General features: G+C 39.2%; 14 protein-coding genes and 1 pseudogene. 11 read left to right on the forward strand and 4 right to left on the reverse strand.

Annotated elements, in window-relative coordinates; genetic code table 11:
* Positions 1-17: 17 nt before the first annotated feature.
* Positions 18-1,451, reverse strand: a complete 1,434-nt coding sequence (locus JWR87_RS12910) for a hypothetical protein (RefSeq protein ID WP_297820710.1) — start codon at positions 1,449-1,451, stop codon at positions 18-20.
* Between the two features lie 19 nt (positions 1,452-1,470).
* Positions 1,471-2,049, reverse strand: coding sequence for a sigma-70 family RNA polymerase sigma factor (locus JWR87_RS12915; protein WP_297820712.1), 579 nt, complete (start codon positions 2,047-2,049; stop codon positions 1,471-1,473).
* Between the two features lie 217 nt (positions 2,050-2,266).
* Here JWR87_RS12915 and JWR87_RS12920 point away from each other — a divergent pair, with 217 nt between their 5' ends.
* A complete protein-coding gene (locus JWR87_RS12920) occupies positions 2,267-3,112 on the forward strand; it encodes a universal stress protein (RefSeq protein WP_297820714.1) in 846 nt (281 codons plus the stop codon).
* Positions 3,113-3,374: 262 nt separating this feature from the next.
* On the opposite strand, the gene JWR87_RS12925 is transcribed toward JWR87_RS12920, so the two are convergent.
* Positions 3,375-5,057, reverse strand: a complete 1,683-nt coding sequence (locus tag JWR87_RS12925; RefSeq protein WP_297820715.1) for an NAD+ synthase — start codon at positions 5,055-5,057, stop codon at positions 3,375-3,377.
* A gap of 80 nt (positions 5,058-5,137) precedes the next feature.
* Here JWR87_RS12925 and JWR87_RS12930 point away from each other — a divergent pair, with 80 nt between their 5' ends.
* A complete protein-coding gene (locus tag JWR87_RS12930) occupies positions 5,138-6,154 on the forward strand; it encodes a hypothetical protein (RefSeq protein ID WP_297820716.1) in 1,017 nt (338 codons plus the stop codon).
* Between the two features lie 94 nt (positions 6,155-6,248).
* Here JWR87_RS12930 and apaG read toward each other — a convergent pair whose 3' ends face one another.
* Entirely contained in the window at positions 6,249-6,635 is a 387-nt protein-coding gene (gene apaG, locus JWR87_RS12935; protein WP_297820718.1) for a Co2+/Mg2+ efflux protein ApaG, read from the reverse strand.
* 565 nt (positions 6,636-7,200) lie between these two features.
* On the opposite strand from apaG, the gene JWR87_RS12940 reads away from it, so the two are divergent.
* From JWR87_RS12940 to JWR87_RS12975, 9 genes and pseudogenes are all read left to right on the forward strand, one after another.
* Entirely contained in the window at positions 7,201-7,944 is a 744-nt protein-coding gene (locus JWR87_RS12940) for a hypothetical protein (RefSeq protein WP_297820720.1), read from the forward strand.
* A gap of 253 nt (positions 7,945-8,197) precedes the next feature.
* Positions 8,198-11,032 (forward strand): DNA polymerase I, encoded by a 2,835-nt coding sequence (polA, locus tag JWR87_RS12945; protein WP_297820722.1) that lies wholly within the window; start codon positions 8,198-8,200, stop codon positions 11,030-11,032.
* 89 nt (positions 11,033-11,121) lie between these two features.
* A complete protein-coding gene (locus JWR87_RS12950; protein ID WP_297820724.1) occupies positions 11,122-11,793 on the forward strand; it encodes a uracil-DNA glycosylase family protein in 672 nt (223 codons plus the stop codon).
* A gap of 177 nt (positions 11,794-11,970) precedes the next feature.
* A pseudogene (locus JWR87_RS20285) lies at positions 11,971-12,060 on the forward strand (hypothetical protein); the annotation flags it as partial.
* A 313-nt stretch (positions 12,061-12,373) separates the two neighbouring features.
* Positions 12,374-12,562, forward strand: a complete 189-nt coding sequence (locus JWR87_RS12955) for a hypothetical protein (RefSeq protein ID WP_297820726.1) — start codon at positions 12,374-12,376, stop codon at positions 12,560-12,562.
* A gap of 69 nt (positions 12,563-12,631) precedes the next feature.
* On the forward strand, positions 12,632-13,279 hold the full coding sequence (locus tag JWR87_RS12960) for a DsbA family protein (protein WP_297820728.1): 648 nt from the start codon (positions 12,632-12,634) through the stop codon (positions 13,277-13,279).
* 12 nt (positions 13,280-13,291) lie between these two features.
* Positions 13,292-13,669, forward strand: coding sequence for a group III truncated hemoglobin (locus tag JWR87_RS12965; protein ID WP_297820730.1), 378 nt, complete (start codon positions 13,292-13,294; stop codon positions 13,667-13,669).
* Between the two features lie 248 nt (positions 13,670-13,917).
* The gene (locus JWR87_RS12970) at positions 13,918-14,388 is read left to right on the forward strand and encodes a DUF5606 domain-containing protein (RefSeq protein ID WP_297820732.1); all 471 of its coding nucleotides are present in this window, start codon (positions 13,918-13,920) and stop codon (positions 14,386-14,388) included.
* 237 nt (positions 14,389-14,625) lie between these two features.
* The gene (locus tag JWR87_RS12975) at positions 14,626-16,347 is read left to right on the forward strand and encodes a M3 family oligoendopeptidase (protein ID WP_297820734.1); all 1,722 of its coding nucleotides are present in this window, start codon (positions 14,626-14,628) and stop codon (positions 16,345-16,347) included.
* The last annotated feature ends 741 nt before the right edge of the window (positions 16,348-17,088 follow it).

Genomic DNA, 17,088 nt, shown 5'->3' on the forward strand with positions numbered 1-17,088 from the left:
TAAAAATGTAAGTGAGATTAATAAATTGCTTTAGATACACCAAGTTTTATTCCGTAATCCATTAAATGTTCTTTAATTGTGTATTCGGGGATAAACGTAGAATAGGGCTGGTAGCGCAGTTGAGGACCAACTTGCCATTTAAAATCACCCGCTTTAAAGCTTACAAAAGCCTCTATATTACTATTAATGTTCCATTGCCTTACCATTCCGGGGTTCTCAGTATAATTCTTAAAATTGGTGGAAAGAAGATAAGCATTGCGGTTCAAAAGATACGTTGGTTGAATTGTTCCTGCAACGTTCAACTGAACACGTTTGTTGCCTATAATTTCCCACTCGATACCAACAGGTACTGATAACTGGTAATAACGATTTACAAGTTGGGCAGAATAATATCCGTTGTTAACTCTGTAAATGGCTAGTGTATTTATAGTATCGATCCGATTGTTTCCTACCAGCGCAATACTTGCTAACTCAGTATTAGAGCGGTAGGCCTGAATGCTATACTGGCGCATATTGAACTGAAAACCAGATTTAACGCGAACTTTATTAGAGAGACCATACATAATGCTAAAGCCAGCTTCAATGCCAGTTCCAGGTTTGTGCCTAACTACTTTATTTACGTCGGTCACAAAATTTACTCCTACAGGACCCGCAGTATTTTCTTTTGTCATTGAGTTATCTTCCATCAGCTTGCGGTAACTAACAGAAGGCGCAACATATATCTGGTATGAAAACTTATGCTTTAAACCCTGTTTTGCAAAAGCTGGCGGCAAGGGAATATTAGTACTGGCAGAAGATTCCCTGGAGTTATTATTATTTTTTGCAGGCAAAACTTCACCGACTTTTAATTCCTTTGACCTTTCAATATTATTTCGAACAACCTCGGCTTCTTTAAAATCTTTGATCAATGCATCGTTTAAATCAATGATTTTTTCACTGCCTCCTATTTCCCTTAAAGGAGACTCTGCTATTTGCGTCAATTTTAAGGGAGCTAAGCTCTTTTGTCTTACATGAATAGGGACTAAATTACCAGGAGTATGGTTATCTATAAAAAAATCGCTAACAGGTGTCGCAGAAGTACGTAGTGAACTAGTAGCTACTGCCGGGGAGCTAATTTGACTTGAGCCGGCGATTTGTTTTGCTTTAGCGAAAGGATCGGAAGGAGTCAGTTGACCTAAGATATCGTCTTTCTGAGAAGTTTGTTTTGTAAAAGTATTTACATCAGCAGTCGGAAGTGAAAACAAGTTAGGTTTTGGTGAAAAGTATACACAAATAAGAACAGTTGCGCTTACAAGCAAGGCCGCAGCAATGGTTAATGCAGGCCATCTTTTTTCTCCATGCAGTTTTTTGTCGATTTCTCTCCATACTGCATCTGCAGGATACATCCGGTGATTCCTCACCTGGTCCTGAAGAAACTCTTCGAACTCGTCGTGATTTAAATTGTCTTCCATCTAACTCAAATTCTTTTTATCACTTCTTTACTCCGGCTAACAGAGTAAATTGTGATCTCGGTTTTTCAACTATATTTTTCTTAATCAAAATGTTTTCCAACATTGATTTTGCTCTTGTATATTGACTACGGCTTGTGCTTTCCTCAATATCAAGCATCGTAGCAATTTCCCGGTGACTATATCCTTCTATTGCGTACAGGTTAAGAACTGTGCGATAGCCGATTGGTAGAAGTCGAATACACTCAGTTACTTGTTTAGCTTGCATGATAGAAGGCATTGTTTCTTCCTTCACATGGGCCGACACTGCCTGTTCAATATCAACGCTGTCATTAAATTTCTTATACTTCTTAAGAAAATTAATACAGGTGTGAACAATTATTCTCCTTATCCAACCCTCAAAGGCACCCTTGTTTTGAAAGGTGTGTATTTGGGTAAAGACTTTTATAAACCCTTCCTGCAACATATCCTCCGCGTCTTCACGGCTCTGCCCGAAGCGATAACAAACAGACAGCATCTTGGGGCTGAACCTGTTATACAACTCTCTTTGGGCAGATGGCTGATTATGAAGACAGCCTGCAATTATATATTCTTCTGTCATGAAGCTATTTAAGTACCCGTAAAATAGGACAATTAATTCAATAGGATGCTGCTTATGTCAAAATAATTTTATGGACTGTTGTCTTGCAAACCTACATTAATACATCGTGTTATTTTTTTGAGATGTGATATAGGGAAAGGTATAGGCAAAAACTTATTATTGCTTTCTTACTAACTCATATTATTTTTATGCAAACCTGTTTAGTAATAATTATCAAATGAAGATCATACTTGTTCCTACCGATTTTTCTGAAAATGCAAGAAACGCAGCAAAATACGCCCTTGCAATTGCTGGTGATTTGCAGGCAAAAAAGGTTGTGTTTTATAATGCTTACCAGTCACCTCCCCTGATGACTGAGAATACTGTACCTGCAATACCGGTAATGGATATTGATACACTGAAGGACATCAGTGAGCAAGGAATGAAAGCTTTTTTAGAAAATGTGAAGCAATATCGGCAAGGTCAGGTTGAGATAGAACAAAAGACCGGTTATTCCATTTTGGCCAACGATATCAATGACCTTTGTGAAGAAGTGGACGCCGGCCTAATTGTAATGGGTATAACCGGAACCAGCAAAATTGAAGAGATCCTAATTGGCAGCACAGCTATAAGTGTGATGAAGCAAACCAAAGTCCCGGTCATTATCGTTCCCTCCGATGCAACCTATACTTCTATAACAAATGTGATGTTTGCCTGTGATTTTAAAAAGGTGGTAGAAACAACTCCGGTGCAGCCCATAAAAAATATATTAGATGTTACAAAGGCGTCGTTACATGTGGTAAATGTGTACGAAAGCGATAAGAAAATTGCGGCCGATAAAACGCATCAGCAAAAGCTTCTACAGTCGTTGCTTGAAGAGTATAATCCTAAGTTTCACTTCGAAAATAATGAAGATTTTGTTGAGGCAATAAATCATTTTGTTGAAGCGCACGGTATAGATTTGATCATAACCATTCCGAGAAAACACAAGTTATTTGAAGGATTATTTAAAGAGCGGCATACAAAAAAACTAGCTTTTCACACCCATGTACCTCTTATGTGCATCCACCAGGAAGATTTATAAAAATAGCTCGTTACCAACTATTCATCCTCACCAGTCTTTCGTTGCGACGCTCCGTTCATCAGTTTTAATGCTATTTTGCTTTTTCGTATAGTGTAAATATGCTTTGCTATCTATTGCTGGAATTCGCTGCTGTAGCGAAGTAAGATGTGGCACATCTGCAAAAGGCAAGCCTTTAAAAAGTTGCATTATTCTTCCAGAAGATAAACGGAGCGTCGCAACGGCGCCGCTATGAAAACTAATGCCTGAATAACAAAGAAAACTATTAAGAGAGATATTTGCCAACTATAGGCACTCTTCTTCCAACACCAAATGCTTTAGGGCTTACTCTTATTATAGGGCAGAACTGGTTTCGTTTATATTCGTTGCTGTTTACTAATTTCAGAATTCTATCTACCACCGCTGCATCAAAACCCAGTTCCTTTATCTCAGACGGGCCTTTTCGTCTTTCAATATATTGATACAATACTTTATCGAGAATATCATATTCAGGTAGGCTATCTGCATCTTTTTGATTAGGTCTTAACTCTGCGCTCGGTGCTTTATGAATAATATTGTCGGGGATAATTTCTGTATCGCGGTTGATATATTCTGCAAGGGCATACACTTGTAATTTATAGCAATCGCCTAACACCCCTATACCCCCGGCCATGTCGCCATACAAAGTTCCATAACCGGTAGCGAGTTCGCTTTTGTTTGATGTGTTGAGCAATATGTAGCCAAACTTATTTGCTATGCTCATTAGTAGATTGCCCCGGCTGCGGCTTTGAATATTTTCCTCAGCGATGCTAAAAGGCAGGTCTTTAAAAATTGGTTTTAACGTAGAAAGAAAGGCTTCATAAACGTGTGTAATCTTAATAATGTCGTACGGGTTTTCAAGATTTTCACTCAGTTTAACTGCGTCGTTTACCGAATGCTCCGTGCTATAAGGAGAGGGCATTAAAATGGCTCGTACATTATCTTTTCCAAGTGCTTCACAGGCTAGTGCAAGTGTTACTGCGCTATCAATCCCCCCTGATGAGCCAAGTATCGCTTTGGTAAACCCCATCTTTGTAAAATAATCCTTTATGCCATGAACCAGAGCAGTATGAATTCCTTTAATATTCAACTTCGGATTATATTCTAAAGGATTTGGTTTAATATGTGCAATTGGTTTGATGTTATCAACTGTACTTTCTTCAATAGTTCCGTCATCGTTTAAAGTTGCCCCTGCAATTGCTTCTTCAAACGAGGGCAAACACTTGCTTAAGTTTCCTTCTTTATCGAAAATGAGAGAAGCTCCGTCAAATACAATTTCAGTTTGGCTGCCGACTGCATTACAATAAAACATTGGCAGTTTATACTTTATCACATTTGACTTTATCACAGATTTCCTTTCCTCTTCGTGTATGTAGTCAAATGGAGACGCACTAATGTTTATCATTAAATCAGGTTGCTGCTCCATTAATTTATCCATTGGCGAAAAACGATACAAGGGATTGTCGTTAATATTCCAGATATCTTCACAAATAGTTACTGCCAGTCTTTTCCCTTTAAACTCAAGCACATGCCAGTCAAAGGCAGGTTCAAAATAGCGGTATTCATCAAAAACGTCGTAAGTAGGTAACAACGTTTTATGCACCTCGCCTTTGATCTCTTTTTCATATAAAAGAAAGGCAGCATTAAAAAGATCTTTGCCATGAAAAACAGGGTTTCTTGCAGGTGAGCCCAGAAGGACGCCGATAGTGTCAGCGTGCTGTTTTATTTCGTCAATTGCTTCATAGCATTTATCTATAAAGTCATTAAATTCAAGAAAGTCTCGTGGAGGATAACCGCAAACGCAAAGCTCACTAAAGACTACCAGGTCTGCTCCCTGGCTTTTGGCTTCATTAATCGCATAAATGATCTTTTCCGTATTTTTTTCAAAATTACCAATGTGGTAATTCTGTTGCGCCAGTACAATTTTCATAGTTCAAATTTTGCTAATTGCTGTATACAGCGGCATAAAGTTCGTGCCTTAATGTAATTTGCCCAACAAAGATTATTTGTATGAAGAGGTTTTACTGGTCTGTAGCGATATCCATTCTACTAATAAGCAGTTGTACGGGTAAAAAAATTCCAGACGTATCGGACGTGAAAGTTGAGCTGCAAATGCAAAGGTTCGATAACGATTTTTTTGCTGTAGATACAAGCCAGATCGATCGATCGCTGCAACAGTTACACAATAAATACCCTGATTTTTTAAGGGATTTTATTTTCAATATATTGGCCCTTCCTCCACAGCCTGATAGCTCAAAAGCCGTTGCGCAGCAACTCATTTCTTTTATAAGTTCTTATAAACCACTGAAAGATTCTGCTGATAAGATGTATGCCAATCCAAGCGACTTGACTGAGCAGGTAAAAAAAGGTTTGCAATTTGTAAAATACTATTTTCCTTCTTATAAATTGCCGGGTAAACTTATCACCTTTATCGGCCCTATAAATAGTTACGGCAATATTTTGACTACCGATGCCTTGGCAGTCGGCTTACAATTATACATGGGAAGCAACTATTCTTTATACCAAAGTGATGCAGGGCAGGAGCTGTACCCGGCTTATATATCAAGAAGATTTCAAAAGGAGTACATACCTGTTAATTGTCTTAAGACAATAGTTAACGACCTGTTTCCGGATAACGAAGCAGGTAGACCATTAATTGAACAGATGGTACAAGCCGGCAAAAGATTGTACTTGCTGGATCAGTTCATGCCGGAGGCAGAAGATACATTGAAGACCGGCTATACAAAAGATCAGTTAGACGGATGTTATAAGAATGAAGAAACAATCTGGTCGTATTTTGTTCAGAATGAGTTGGTTTATGTTTCAGATCCTTCTGTGGTAAAAGATTATATGAATGATGCTCCTACAACCCAGGCGTTTGGCGCAGAATCGCCAGGCTTTATAGGCCAGTTTGTAGGATGGCAAATTGTAAAAAAGTGGATGGGCAAAAACGAAAAAGTAACGTTGCAGCAACTAATAGAAATGGATCCTAAAACTATTTTTGAGCAAGCGAAGTATAAACCTTGAGTAAGGTTTGAGGGGTATGATGTAGGCATAAGGAAGAAGAATGGCAGCATTGTAAAGCTTATGCCCTAAACCTAACCTTCCACCTCGCTTTTTTCTAATTCATTTTATAAGGAACAATCATTTCAAACGCGGGAATGTTGACTTCGAATGTTATTTTATTGTTCATGTTTTCCATCACGTATTTTCCAAACATTTTGCCCATTTCGGTGCGCAGGTTGCAACCACTTACGTATTGAAACTGTTGCCCTGCCTCCAGTAGTGGTTGTTGACCAACAACGCCTTCACCTTCCACCTCCCGATACTCGCCATTGCTGTCAAATATGTGCCAATGCCTTCGGTGCAATTGCACAGGAAAGCTATTATGATTCTCGATGGATATACGATAAGCAAACATAAACTCATTATTTACCGGGTTGCTGTAATCGGGTTGATAAAAAGTCTCTACGCTTATTTGTACTCCCTCCGAAAGTTTTGAAATCATGTGAGGCAGTTTTAGTAAAAATAAAGAAATTTTGAAATGCACTTATACTATTTATGCAAAGACTTTACCAAAATACTCTTCGCTGCTTCGTCTCCAAAACTATCTTCTTATGTTTCCATTCAGAGCCGAGGGGGTGTAAATGAGCTGGTATAAAAAACAGTTGCAGCGAGGGTAGAATTTTGGCTTTCAAAACTTCGTCCTGCTGTTAGCCCGCAGAGCATCTTTTAAAAGCAGTACGACCAACGTTCTAAAAGCCAAGGATTTGAAATTATTTTTTTATGTTACCAGCATTTGAAATTCTAATAACCATTGTTGCGGCGCTCCGTTTAACTTATGTTTCCGTGTTTATGCTTTTACCAACGGGTATAAGTTTTTTAAGCAATTAAAATAATTTATTCAATAAGACAAAAATGCATGGGAAACAGTCCCTAATAATGCTTTCCACTGTAATTCTTAAAATCGCCAAAGGGCATGTGGCTAACTAGTATGAAACGATTATACTTTTGTTATCGCTAAAATGCACCTGTAATTATAGCAGTTGCTGTTCTAAGAAAGTAAGCAGATTATGAATAAAAACGACGTTTCAATTGCCACTATTACTTTGGCTCGCGATGAAAAGGAAGAGCAGTTACTTCGCAACTCTTTACGGGAACTTGCAAAGCTAGAGATACCCGTTTTTATAACTGATGGTGGTTCGCAAGCAAGCTTTTTAGCATTCTTAAAGGGCTTTTCTCACTTCAAGATATCTGAGGCAAAGGTAAAGGGCGTTTGGGAGCAGGCTAAGACCAGCTTGTTTCAAGCTTTTGAAGCAGGAACGAAATTTATCTTTTACACCGAACCAGATAAGTACGATTTCTTCCACTCATCCATAAGCGCGATGCTTCACCAAATTCCAACTGATGAGAAATCTGGGGTGGTAACAGCTTCCAGGTCTGCTGTCGGCTTCAACACTTTTCCCGATTTTCAACGAATGACCGAAACCACCATAAACAATTGCTGCTCCGAAATAATAGGGGGCAACTTTGATTACACGTATGGCCCTTTCCTTTTAAACCGAGAGCTGGTGCCATTTCTAAAATTGGTTAATGAGGATATTGGTTGGGGTTGGCGCCCTTATATGTTTAGTGTTGCAAATAGGTTAGGTTTTCGGGTTGATCCTTATATCGGTGATTTTGCTTGTCCTGCAGAACAAAGGCAAGACTCTGGTGCCGAACGTATTTACCGCATGCGTCAGTTAGCTCAAAACATTCAGGGAATTGTTCTTTCGGCTTCGGTTTCTTTAAACACAGATTTGTATTTTAAACAATAGCTTTCGTTTGCAAGGCTAACCGTAATATCTCATGCTGATTGCTGAATGGGGTATACAGTTACAACGGAGCGTCGCAACAAAAGTTGCCGGTTGTGATAATGCTGACTATCACACTTTTTTTAAAAGCAAATCAAAAATGAATGGAATTGCCAACAGGGTCTGCCGCTACTAGTTAACGTACATCAAACTACTTTCACTGATCAAGGATATGTGGCTTCCTTATATTGTCAACGCTAATTATTACCTTCGTCGCATGGCGAAGAAGTTGTTTTTATTAGATGCAATGGCGTTAATTTATCGTGCTTATTATGCATTAATTCGTGCACCCCGTATAACAAGTAAAGGACGGAATACCAATGCCCAGTTCGGTTTTACAACCACCCTGGTAGATTTAATTAACAAAGAAAAGCCGACCCATTTGGCTGTCTGTTTTGATACAGACGCAGCTACAGGACGTCATACAGATTTTGTGGATTACAAGGCAAACAGGCAGGCAGCTCCCGAAGATTTGACGAGTGCTTTACCTGACATTAAAAAGATTATAAAAGCATTCAATATTCCGGTTGTTGAGTTAGATGGTTACGAAGCGGATGATGTGATCGGCACACTTGCATGGCAGGCTGCTGATCTTGGGTACCAGGTGTACATGGTGACGCCAGATAAAGATTACGGGCAGTTATTGATACATGAGGGGGTGTACATTTATAAGCCGCCGTATATGGGTAGTAAGGAAGAAATATTGGATGCAAAAAAAATTACAGAAAAGTGGTGTATCGAAAGGGTAGAACAAGTGGTTGACATGTTGGGGCTAATGGGCGATGCGGTAGATAATATTCCGGGCATTGCAGGCGTAGGTGAAAAAACAGCGTGCAAGCTTTTAAAGGAATACGATAACCTTGAAAACATATTGGCACATGCAGACGAGATAAAAGGTTCATTGGGAGAAAAGATCCGGAACGGAAGAGAAGCGGCCATTATGAGTAAGAAGCTGGCAAGAATAATTACCGATGTTCCGGTCCGGTTTCACGAAGAAGAATACATGCTTCAGGAATGGAATGTGCCTGAATTAAGAGACCTTTTTGCCGAACTTGAATTTAAGGCTTTAGGCAAAAGGATTTTGGGTGATGAGGTTAATGTATTTGAAAAAGCAGCCACAACACCTTCAGGTGGGCAGATGGATTTATTTGTCACGGTGGAAGACGGTAAGACCATAGATGTACAGGTTACCGACATAAGTGAACCAGTGGAAACAGTTGGTCTCACTGCAGACAAAAACATTAGCAATACGCCGCACAGTTATATCCTCGTTGAGGGAGAAGACAAAATTTTAGCGCTTGTAAGCGAACTGATGGGTATTGAAGAAATAAGTTTTGATACCGAAACAACAGGAACGTATGCGCATGATGTTGAATTGGTAGGAATAAGTTTCTCGTACAAACAAGGCGAAGGATATTACATACCTGCCCCAAAGAAGTTTGATGAAACCATAGAGTTTCTAAAACAGTTTAAACCCCTGTTTGAAGACCCGACAAAAAAGTGGGTAGGACAAAATGTGAAGTATGACCTGACCGTTTTTAAATGGTACGGAATTGAGTTGGCCGGCCAGTTTTTTGACACTATGCTAGCTCACTACCTGATAGAACCTGAGGGACGAAGAAATATGAATTACCTGAGCGCCCAGTTCCTTCAATACGAGCCCGTTTCTATTGAGGAATTAATTGGTAAGAAAGGCAAAGGTCAGATCACAATGAAAGATGTGGAGCTGGAAAAGATAAAGGAATATGCGGTTGAAGATGCTGATATAACCCTTCAGCTAAAAAATACTTTCGCACCGATAGTTGCAATAAGAAAAGTTGATAAGGTTTTTAACGAAGTAGAAATCCCACTGATAAAAGTACTTCTAGATATGGAGTACGAAGGGGTGAGGATTGATAAAGACTTTTTAAGCGATTACTCGAAGCAGCTCGAAAAAGAGGCTGCCTGCTGCGAAGAAAATGTGTATGCCATAGCGGAAGTAAGGTTTAATCTTGCATCTCCTAAACAGTTGGGTGAAGTACTTTTTGAAAAACTAAAGCTTGACCCAAAAGCCAAAAAAACAAAGAGCGGGCAATATGCTACCGGCGAAGATGTACTAATGAAACTGGCAGCGCAACATAAGATTGTGGATGACATAATCGGCTTCAGGGAGCTGACTAAATTAAAGAACACATATATTGATGCTCTTCCCTTAATGATAAATAGAAAAACGGGAAGAGTTCATACCTGCTACAGCCAGGCCGTGGCTGTTACCGGAAGATTGAGCAGCAACAATCCAAACCTTCAAAATATCCCTGTTCGTACAGAGCGGGGAAGAGAGATAAGAAAAGCTTTTGTACCAAGAGATGAAAACCATGTGATTGTAAGTGCAGATTATTCGCAGATAGAATTGCGCATTGTGGCAGCAATTAGCGAAGACCCAAATATGTGTGATGCTTTTAAACAGGGAAAGGATATTCATACAGCAACCGCAGCTAAAGTGTACAATATTGACGAAGCTGATGTAACCAAAGAAATGCGTTACAAAGCAAAGAGTGTAAACTTTGGAATTATCTATGGCCAGGGTGCCTTTGGACTTTCTGAAAATCTAAAGATTAGCCGGGCTGAAGCAAAGGAAATAATAGAGAATTATAAAAAACAGTTTCCAAACATTCAAAAGTACATGGACGACCAGATGAAGTTCGCCCAGAAGAATGGATATGTTGAAACCTTACTAGGTCGTAAACGATGGCTAAAAGATATTAACAGCAACAACTTTACCGTTCGTGGTTATGCTGAACGGAATGCTATCAACATGCCTATACAAGGAACGGCTGCTGATATGATTAAACTGGCAATGATTAAAATTCACAACGAGTTCAAGCAGCGCAAGCTAAAATCAAAAATGATTTTACAGGTGCATGATGAATTGGTATTTGATGCATATAAAGATGAAGTGGAACTGATAAAACCGATTATCATTGATTGCATGGAGTCAGCATTGGCTTTACCAAATGAAGTTCCGGCAAGTGCAGAGTTGGGAGTGGGAGACAATTGGTTAGAGGCGCATTAACCCTAATCCCGAAAGGGGGGATAGAGAGTACGGCACTTATTACATAAGTCGTCCGCCAACTGTCATCGGTCATCCGTCAACTTCCAAAAATGCTTTCAAACAAAATACTCAATTTTCTTTTCAACCTTGAATTTACAGTTGAGCTACCGGTGGACATTGAAGTAATGAATCCATTTTCTGAACAAGAAACGGCAAGGGTTGTAAACTTCTTTTATAATAAATATTACAACGACGATAACCCTCGCTACTGCATCGTTGGAATTAATCCCGGAAGGTTTGGTGGCGGGGTAACAGGCATTCCTTTTACTGACCCTATTCGACTTGAAAAGGAATGCGGGATAGAAAATAACTGGCCACGGAAACAGGAGTTGTCTTCCGTTTTCGTTTATGATATGATCAATGCTTTTGGTGGTCCCGAAGCATTTTATCGTAAGCTGTATTTTACTTCCATTAGCCCGCTTGGTTTTACACAAGCAGGTAAGAACCTAAATTATTATGACGATAAGAATTTAGCAGCCGGAATAATTCCTTTTGCGGTTGACTGTTTTCGTAAACAACTCAGTTGGGGTTTACATTCTTCCGTCGCTTTTTGTCTTGGCGAAGGAGCGAACTTTAAGTTTCTATCAAAGCTCAACAATGAGTATAAGCTTTTTGATAAAATCGTCCCTTTCTCACATCCTCGCTTTATAATGCAGTATAAGTTGAAAACAAAAGAGGTTTATATAGATAAGTATTTACAGGAGTTTTCGAAGTTGAAATAAACTATAGACACCTTTGCCTGGTGCAAAAGAACATTCTTATTAACAAGTTAATGGTGTTAAGTTAGCCCCTAATACAAGTTTAGAATACCCATCTTTTTTTAATTTGCTACGTAAAGTAATTGTATCACACACTCACCCTTAAGCTAAGTGAAGCTATAATAGAAAAAGCATAAAGAATATGCACGGTTGCACAATACAAGTCTTTCAGGTCTAATTGCCAATTATCTTCAAAAAATTACCAACGAAATCAGAATAAAGAGGAAGTAACACCTTTAGTTGAAAGTTTGTCCGGAGTAATTAATCTTCCAAAAGAATTCGTGTAATAAGGATTATTCAGATTTTTTAACTGACAAATACAAATAATGGAAAAAGTATGCGTCGATACTGATATTATTCTCGACCTATTGAGTAAAAGAGATCCTTTTTACATTCATTCAGCAAGTTTATTTTCTTCCGCAAACAGAAAGGAATTGAAGTTTGCGTTTCCTCGTTAGCTAACCTTAATTACATTTTATAAAAGCAGTATTCCGGCGATGAAGCAAGAAAGTTGCTACAAAAATTCAAAACATTAGTGACAGTTTTGGCAGTAACAGATAAAGTAATTGAGCTTGCTTTATCTTCAGAATTTAAAGATTTTGAAGACGGGATACAATATTTTACAGCAACGGAAAGCGGTATAAAAAAACTACTAACAAGAAATCTAAAAGATTATAGAGTTGCTGAAATCTCAGTGATGACAGCAGAACAGCTGTTGAAAGCAAAGAAGTAGAAGTTAAGATTTAAATCCCTCCCCAATTCTCCCCCATCCCATAAATCGCCGTTCTCCTACCTTTGCGGCATGAAGCCAGTTTTGATCTATTGTTACGATGCATATTGTGGATGGTGTTATGGATTTAGTCCGGTGATTAAACAGTTAGCGGATGAATATAAAGACAGGTTGGAAATGGACGTTTTATCAGGAGGAATGATCCTGCCTGAAAAACCTGCACATATAGATCAAATTGCGCCATATATACAAAAGGCCTATAAAACCGTTGAAGAAACCACAGGTATAAAATTCGGACAGGATTTTCTCTGGCACATATTTAATTACGAGGATAGCGACTGGTACCCCAACTCCGAAAAGCCGGCTATCGCAATGTGCATTTTTAAAGAATATTATCCCGACAGAGCGGTTGAATTTGCAGCAGACTTACAATATGGGCTAAATTATGAAGGCCGCGATCTTACCGATAATGAAGCTTACAGGCACCTGTTGGAAAAATATAGCATTCAACCCGAAGTCTTTTACGAAAAGTTGGAAAGCGAGGAATACAAAGAGAAGGCTTATTACGAATTTTCGCTCATGAAACAGTTAAGGGTCGAAGGCTATCCGTGCGTGTTTGTTCAGACGGACGAACTGAAATTTCACATGGTGGCCAAAGGGTTTGTGGACTACGACACATTGAAGCAACGAATTGAAAATGTACTAAAAGCAGCCGCCTGAAAGTAAAGAACAATGAGACCAGATATAAGATCAAGAGACGACCTGTTTGTGCTACTTCAAAGGTTTTATGAGGTGCTTTTACAAAACGAAACGATTTCGTACATTTTTACTGATGTTGCTAAAATAAACATGGAACATCACCTTCCGATTATTGTTGATTTTTGGGAAATGGTTTTGTTTGAAGCTCCTACCTATAAAAAAAATGCTATCGGGCCGCATTTGGTTTTAAACGAAAAATCAAGGTTCGAGAAACATCATTTTGAAACGTGGTTAAACACTTTTAATAAAACGGTAGACGAATTGTTCGAAGGTAAAAACGCTTTTGCAGCTAAACAGAAAGCCAAAAGCATTGCGACCATTATGCAGATTAAGATTGCGCAAACGAAGTAAGTTCGGCAGTGGGTTGAATGAGGAAGTACTGCGCCATGAATATAAACTGCGCTTCACCGCGCAAGACTGTTTCATTCGTTAAATGATGAAAAAAGCGATATTGTATAAGTGAGTGACACAACGATGTTGCCTTAAGAACCAGGGATGGCTACAAAACCCCGTATACATCAAAACCTTAAAATTCTTAATTCGAACGGGCTTTAGACTATTTCCTTTTATCTTGCACGTCCTAAAATAATAGATTGACTATGGAATACGGGAAAATAATTTCTGTTACAGGATTGGGTGGTTTGTTCGAATTGGTAGGCAGCAAAAAAGACGGCGCTATTGTTCGCTCTCTCGAAGATAAAACCACAAAGTTTGTGGCCAGCCGTGTACATAACTTTTCACATCTTGAAAGTATTGAAGTTTATACAGTTCGCGACAATGTAAATCTTGTGGAGGTGCTTACAGCTATGCAAGACAGCAGTGAGCCCGTGCCTACCGACAAAGATGGTAATGCGGTGAAGGCCTATTTTCAAAAGGTGTATCCTGATATGGATTTTGAAAGAGTTTATGCCAGCGACATGAAGAAGATGGTGAAATGGTACAGCGTTTTAAAAGCGAATAACGTAGAAATAAAACTTAGCCACGTTGATGAAGAGGAAGGCGGCGAGCAAGCGGAGGAAGTAACAGAGCCCGATACACAAGTTGCCGGAGTAGAGAAAACAGAAGGATAAATAAAAGCTGCAAGCTTTGAGCTGCCAGCTACAAGCCAACCAAAACAAGCTTGAAGCTTGAGGCTAGTAGCTTGCAGCTTTTTTTGTTTCAGGCTGCATAACTTTTATCAACATCGTTGTGTCACTCACTTTGTACTGATAGATTATGAATTGAACCTTTGGTTGACAGTATAACGGCCTTTAGAGTTTTGAAGCACTGGCCATGGTCATTCAAAAGAAAATCAACTTAAAAGCATTATGACATTAACTGCAGATATTAAAAAACTCGAAAGACATTATGTTCCCGCCGATTTTGTAATCACCGGCTGGAATAGTCTTGAGCCATATTTTAAAGAGTTAGTCGAGAGACCACTGAACTCAGGAGCGGAGCTGGAAAAGTGGATGAAAGATATGAGCGAGCTGGAAGCAGTCGTAAGCGAAGATGCATGCTGGAGACAAATACGAATGACGTGCGATACAACTGATAAAAAGCTGGAAGAGGCTTTTACATTCTTTTGTATGGAGATACAGCCAAAGCTGCAACCCTATGCTGATTTGCTTAACCGTAAACTAATTGATAGTCCGTATACAAAAGAACTTGACGAGCAACAATATTTTACTTACCTGAGAAATGTTCGTAAAAGCATTGAACTGTTTCGGGAAGCAAATATTCCAATACAAGCAGAGTTGAGCGTAATGGCGCAGCAGTATGGACAAATATCCGGGGCGATGACTGTTGAAGTTAAAGGCCAGGAATACACGCTGCAGCAAGCTTCGAAGTTTTTAGAAGAACACGACCGTGGCTTACGTGAAGAGGTGTACCGCAAAATACACGAGCGGCGCTTGCAGGATAAAGATGGTTTGAATGATTTGTATTCGCAATTAATCCAAAAGCGTCACCAGGTAGCTTTGAATGCGGGTTTTGAAAACTATCGCGATTACAAGTTTGCTGAAATGGGACGGTTCGATTATACAAAAGAAGATTGCTTCAGTTTTCACGAAGCGGTAAAGTTGCATGTGTTGCCATTAGTGAAAAAGATAAACGAGAAGAAGAAACAGAAGCTGGGTTTAGACGCACTGCGTCCGTGGGATACCGAGGCGGAACCTGAAGGAATTGAGCCCTTAAAGCCATTTACAACAGGGGAGGATTTGACAGAAAAAGCAATTAAATGCTTTGAAGAGTTAAATCCATTTTTTGCCGAATGCCTTCGTAAAATGAAAGAGCTGGGTCATCTTGATTTGGAGAGTCGGAAAGGAAAAGCTCCGGGTGGTTATAATTGCCCTTTGGCTGAAAGTGGTGCTCCATTCATCTTTATGAATGCTGCCGGACAGATGCACGATGTAACTACTATGGTTCATGAAGGGGGACATGCTATTCATTCTTTCCTTTCCCATCCGTTGCCTTTGAGCGCTTTCAAGGAATATCCTATGGAAATTGCCGAAGTAGCAAGCATGGCAATGGAACTTTTTAGCATGGAATTCTGGAAAGTATTTTTTGATAGGGAAGAAGATCTGATGCGCGCCAAAGAACACCAGCTCGAAAGAACTATCACGATCTTTCCATGGATCGCAACTGTTGACAAGTTCCAGCATTGGGTGTATGAAAACCCTAACCATACCGTAGTAGAAAGAACTGAAAAGTGGATGGAAATTCTGGAAGAATTTTCTACAGGCGTTGTTGATTTTAGTGGGTTAGAAGAGTTTAGAAAATCTAGCTGGCAAAGGCAGCTGCACTTATTTGAAGTTCCTTTTTATTACATCGAATATGGTATAGCTCAGCTTGGTGCAATTGGCATGTGGAAGCAATTTAAAGGCAACAAAGAGCAAGCTTTAAAAAATTACATTAATGCCCTTAGCCTGGGCGGAACAAAAACTTTACCTGCTTTATATCAAGCGGCGGGATTAGAATTCAATCTCTCTCCCGATTATATAAAGTCGTTAATGGATTTTGTAAATGAGGAGTATTTGCAGATTGGATGAACCGGGATGGAGGGATTTGCCGGATAGATGGGAAAAGGATTAAGAACTAAGTATAAAACAAAGGAGCGTTTCTTGTAAGGGAAGCGCTCCTTTTTGATTACGTAGCCTTTTATTAATTCACCGTTGTACACTTCTGAATATACATTTACTAATTCGGTGGTATTGCCGTAGTTTAAATCAATCTTTAATCGGCCTAACTGTTTCAATCCTCAGTTTCTTTTGAAAAATGGCCCCGCTAATTTTTACTTCACTATTCCAATATCCTGTTGAGCGGCAGTGTTGGTTGCTGTTCTAAAACATTGAAACCATCTTTATCGCTTGTTTAAAAACAATACGTTTTTACAATTGTACTGGGGGTGCAATACAAATCCATTTCCACAGGGTGTTCTTCCCGCGTTTTATTCGCTTTGTGTTCTATTAGATACAACCTATCTCAAGGTTTCCGACACCCTCAAATTCTGAAATTTAAGTATGGTATTAGAAGCGTGTTTTTTTACTCTAATTAGGTGCTCTGTATTTAAGTACCCTCTCCCATATCGATCATGTTCTAATTCTTCCATCAATGAATGCCTCGCTTTTTACACCTTAGCCTTTCTTTGGAATAATTTTGTTGTTGTCAAGCATACTATTTCAGTTTTGTCGGCGCACGTTAACAAATCAGCGTTTTTGTAGATTAGAAAAAAAAGTTCAGGTTTTTCAGTTATTCTTTTGGTAGAATGGATAATACTTCTACCTTTGCAA

It is taken from the genome of Segetibacter sp. (assembly GCF_025963695.1).
GTDB lineage: Bacteria > Bacteroidota > Bacteroidia > Chitinophagales > Chitinophagaceae > Segetibacter.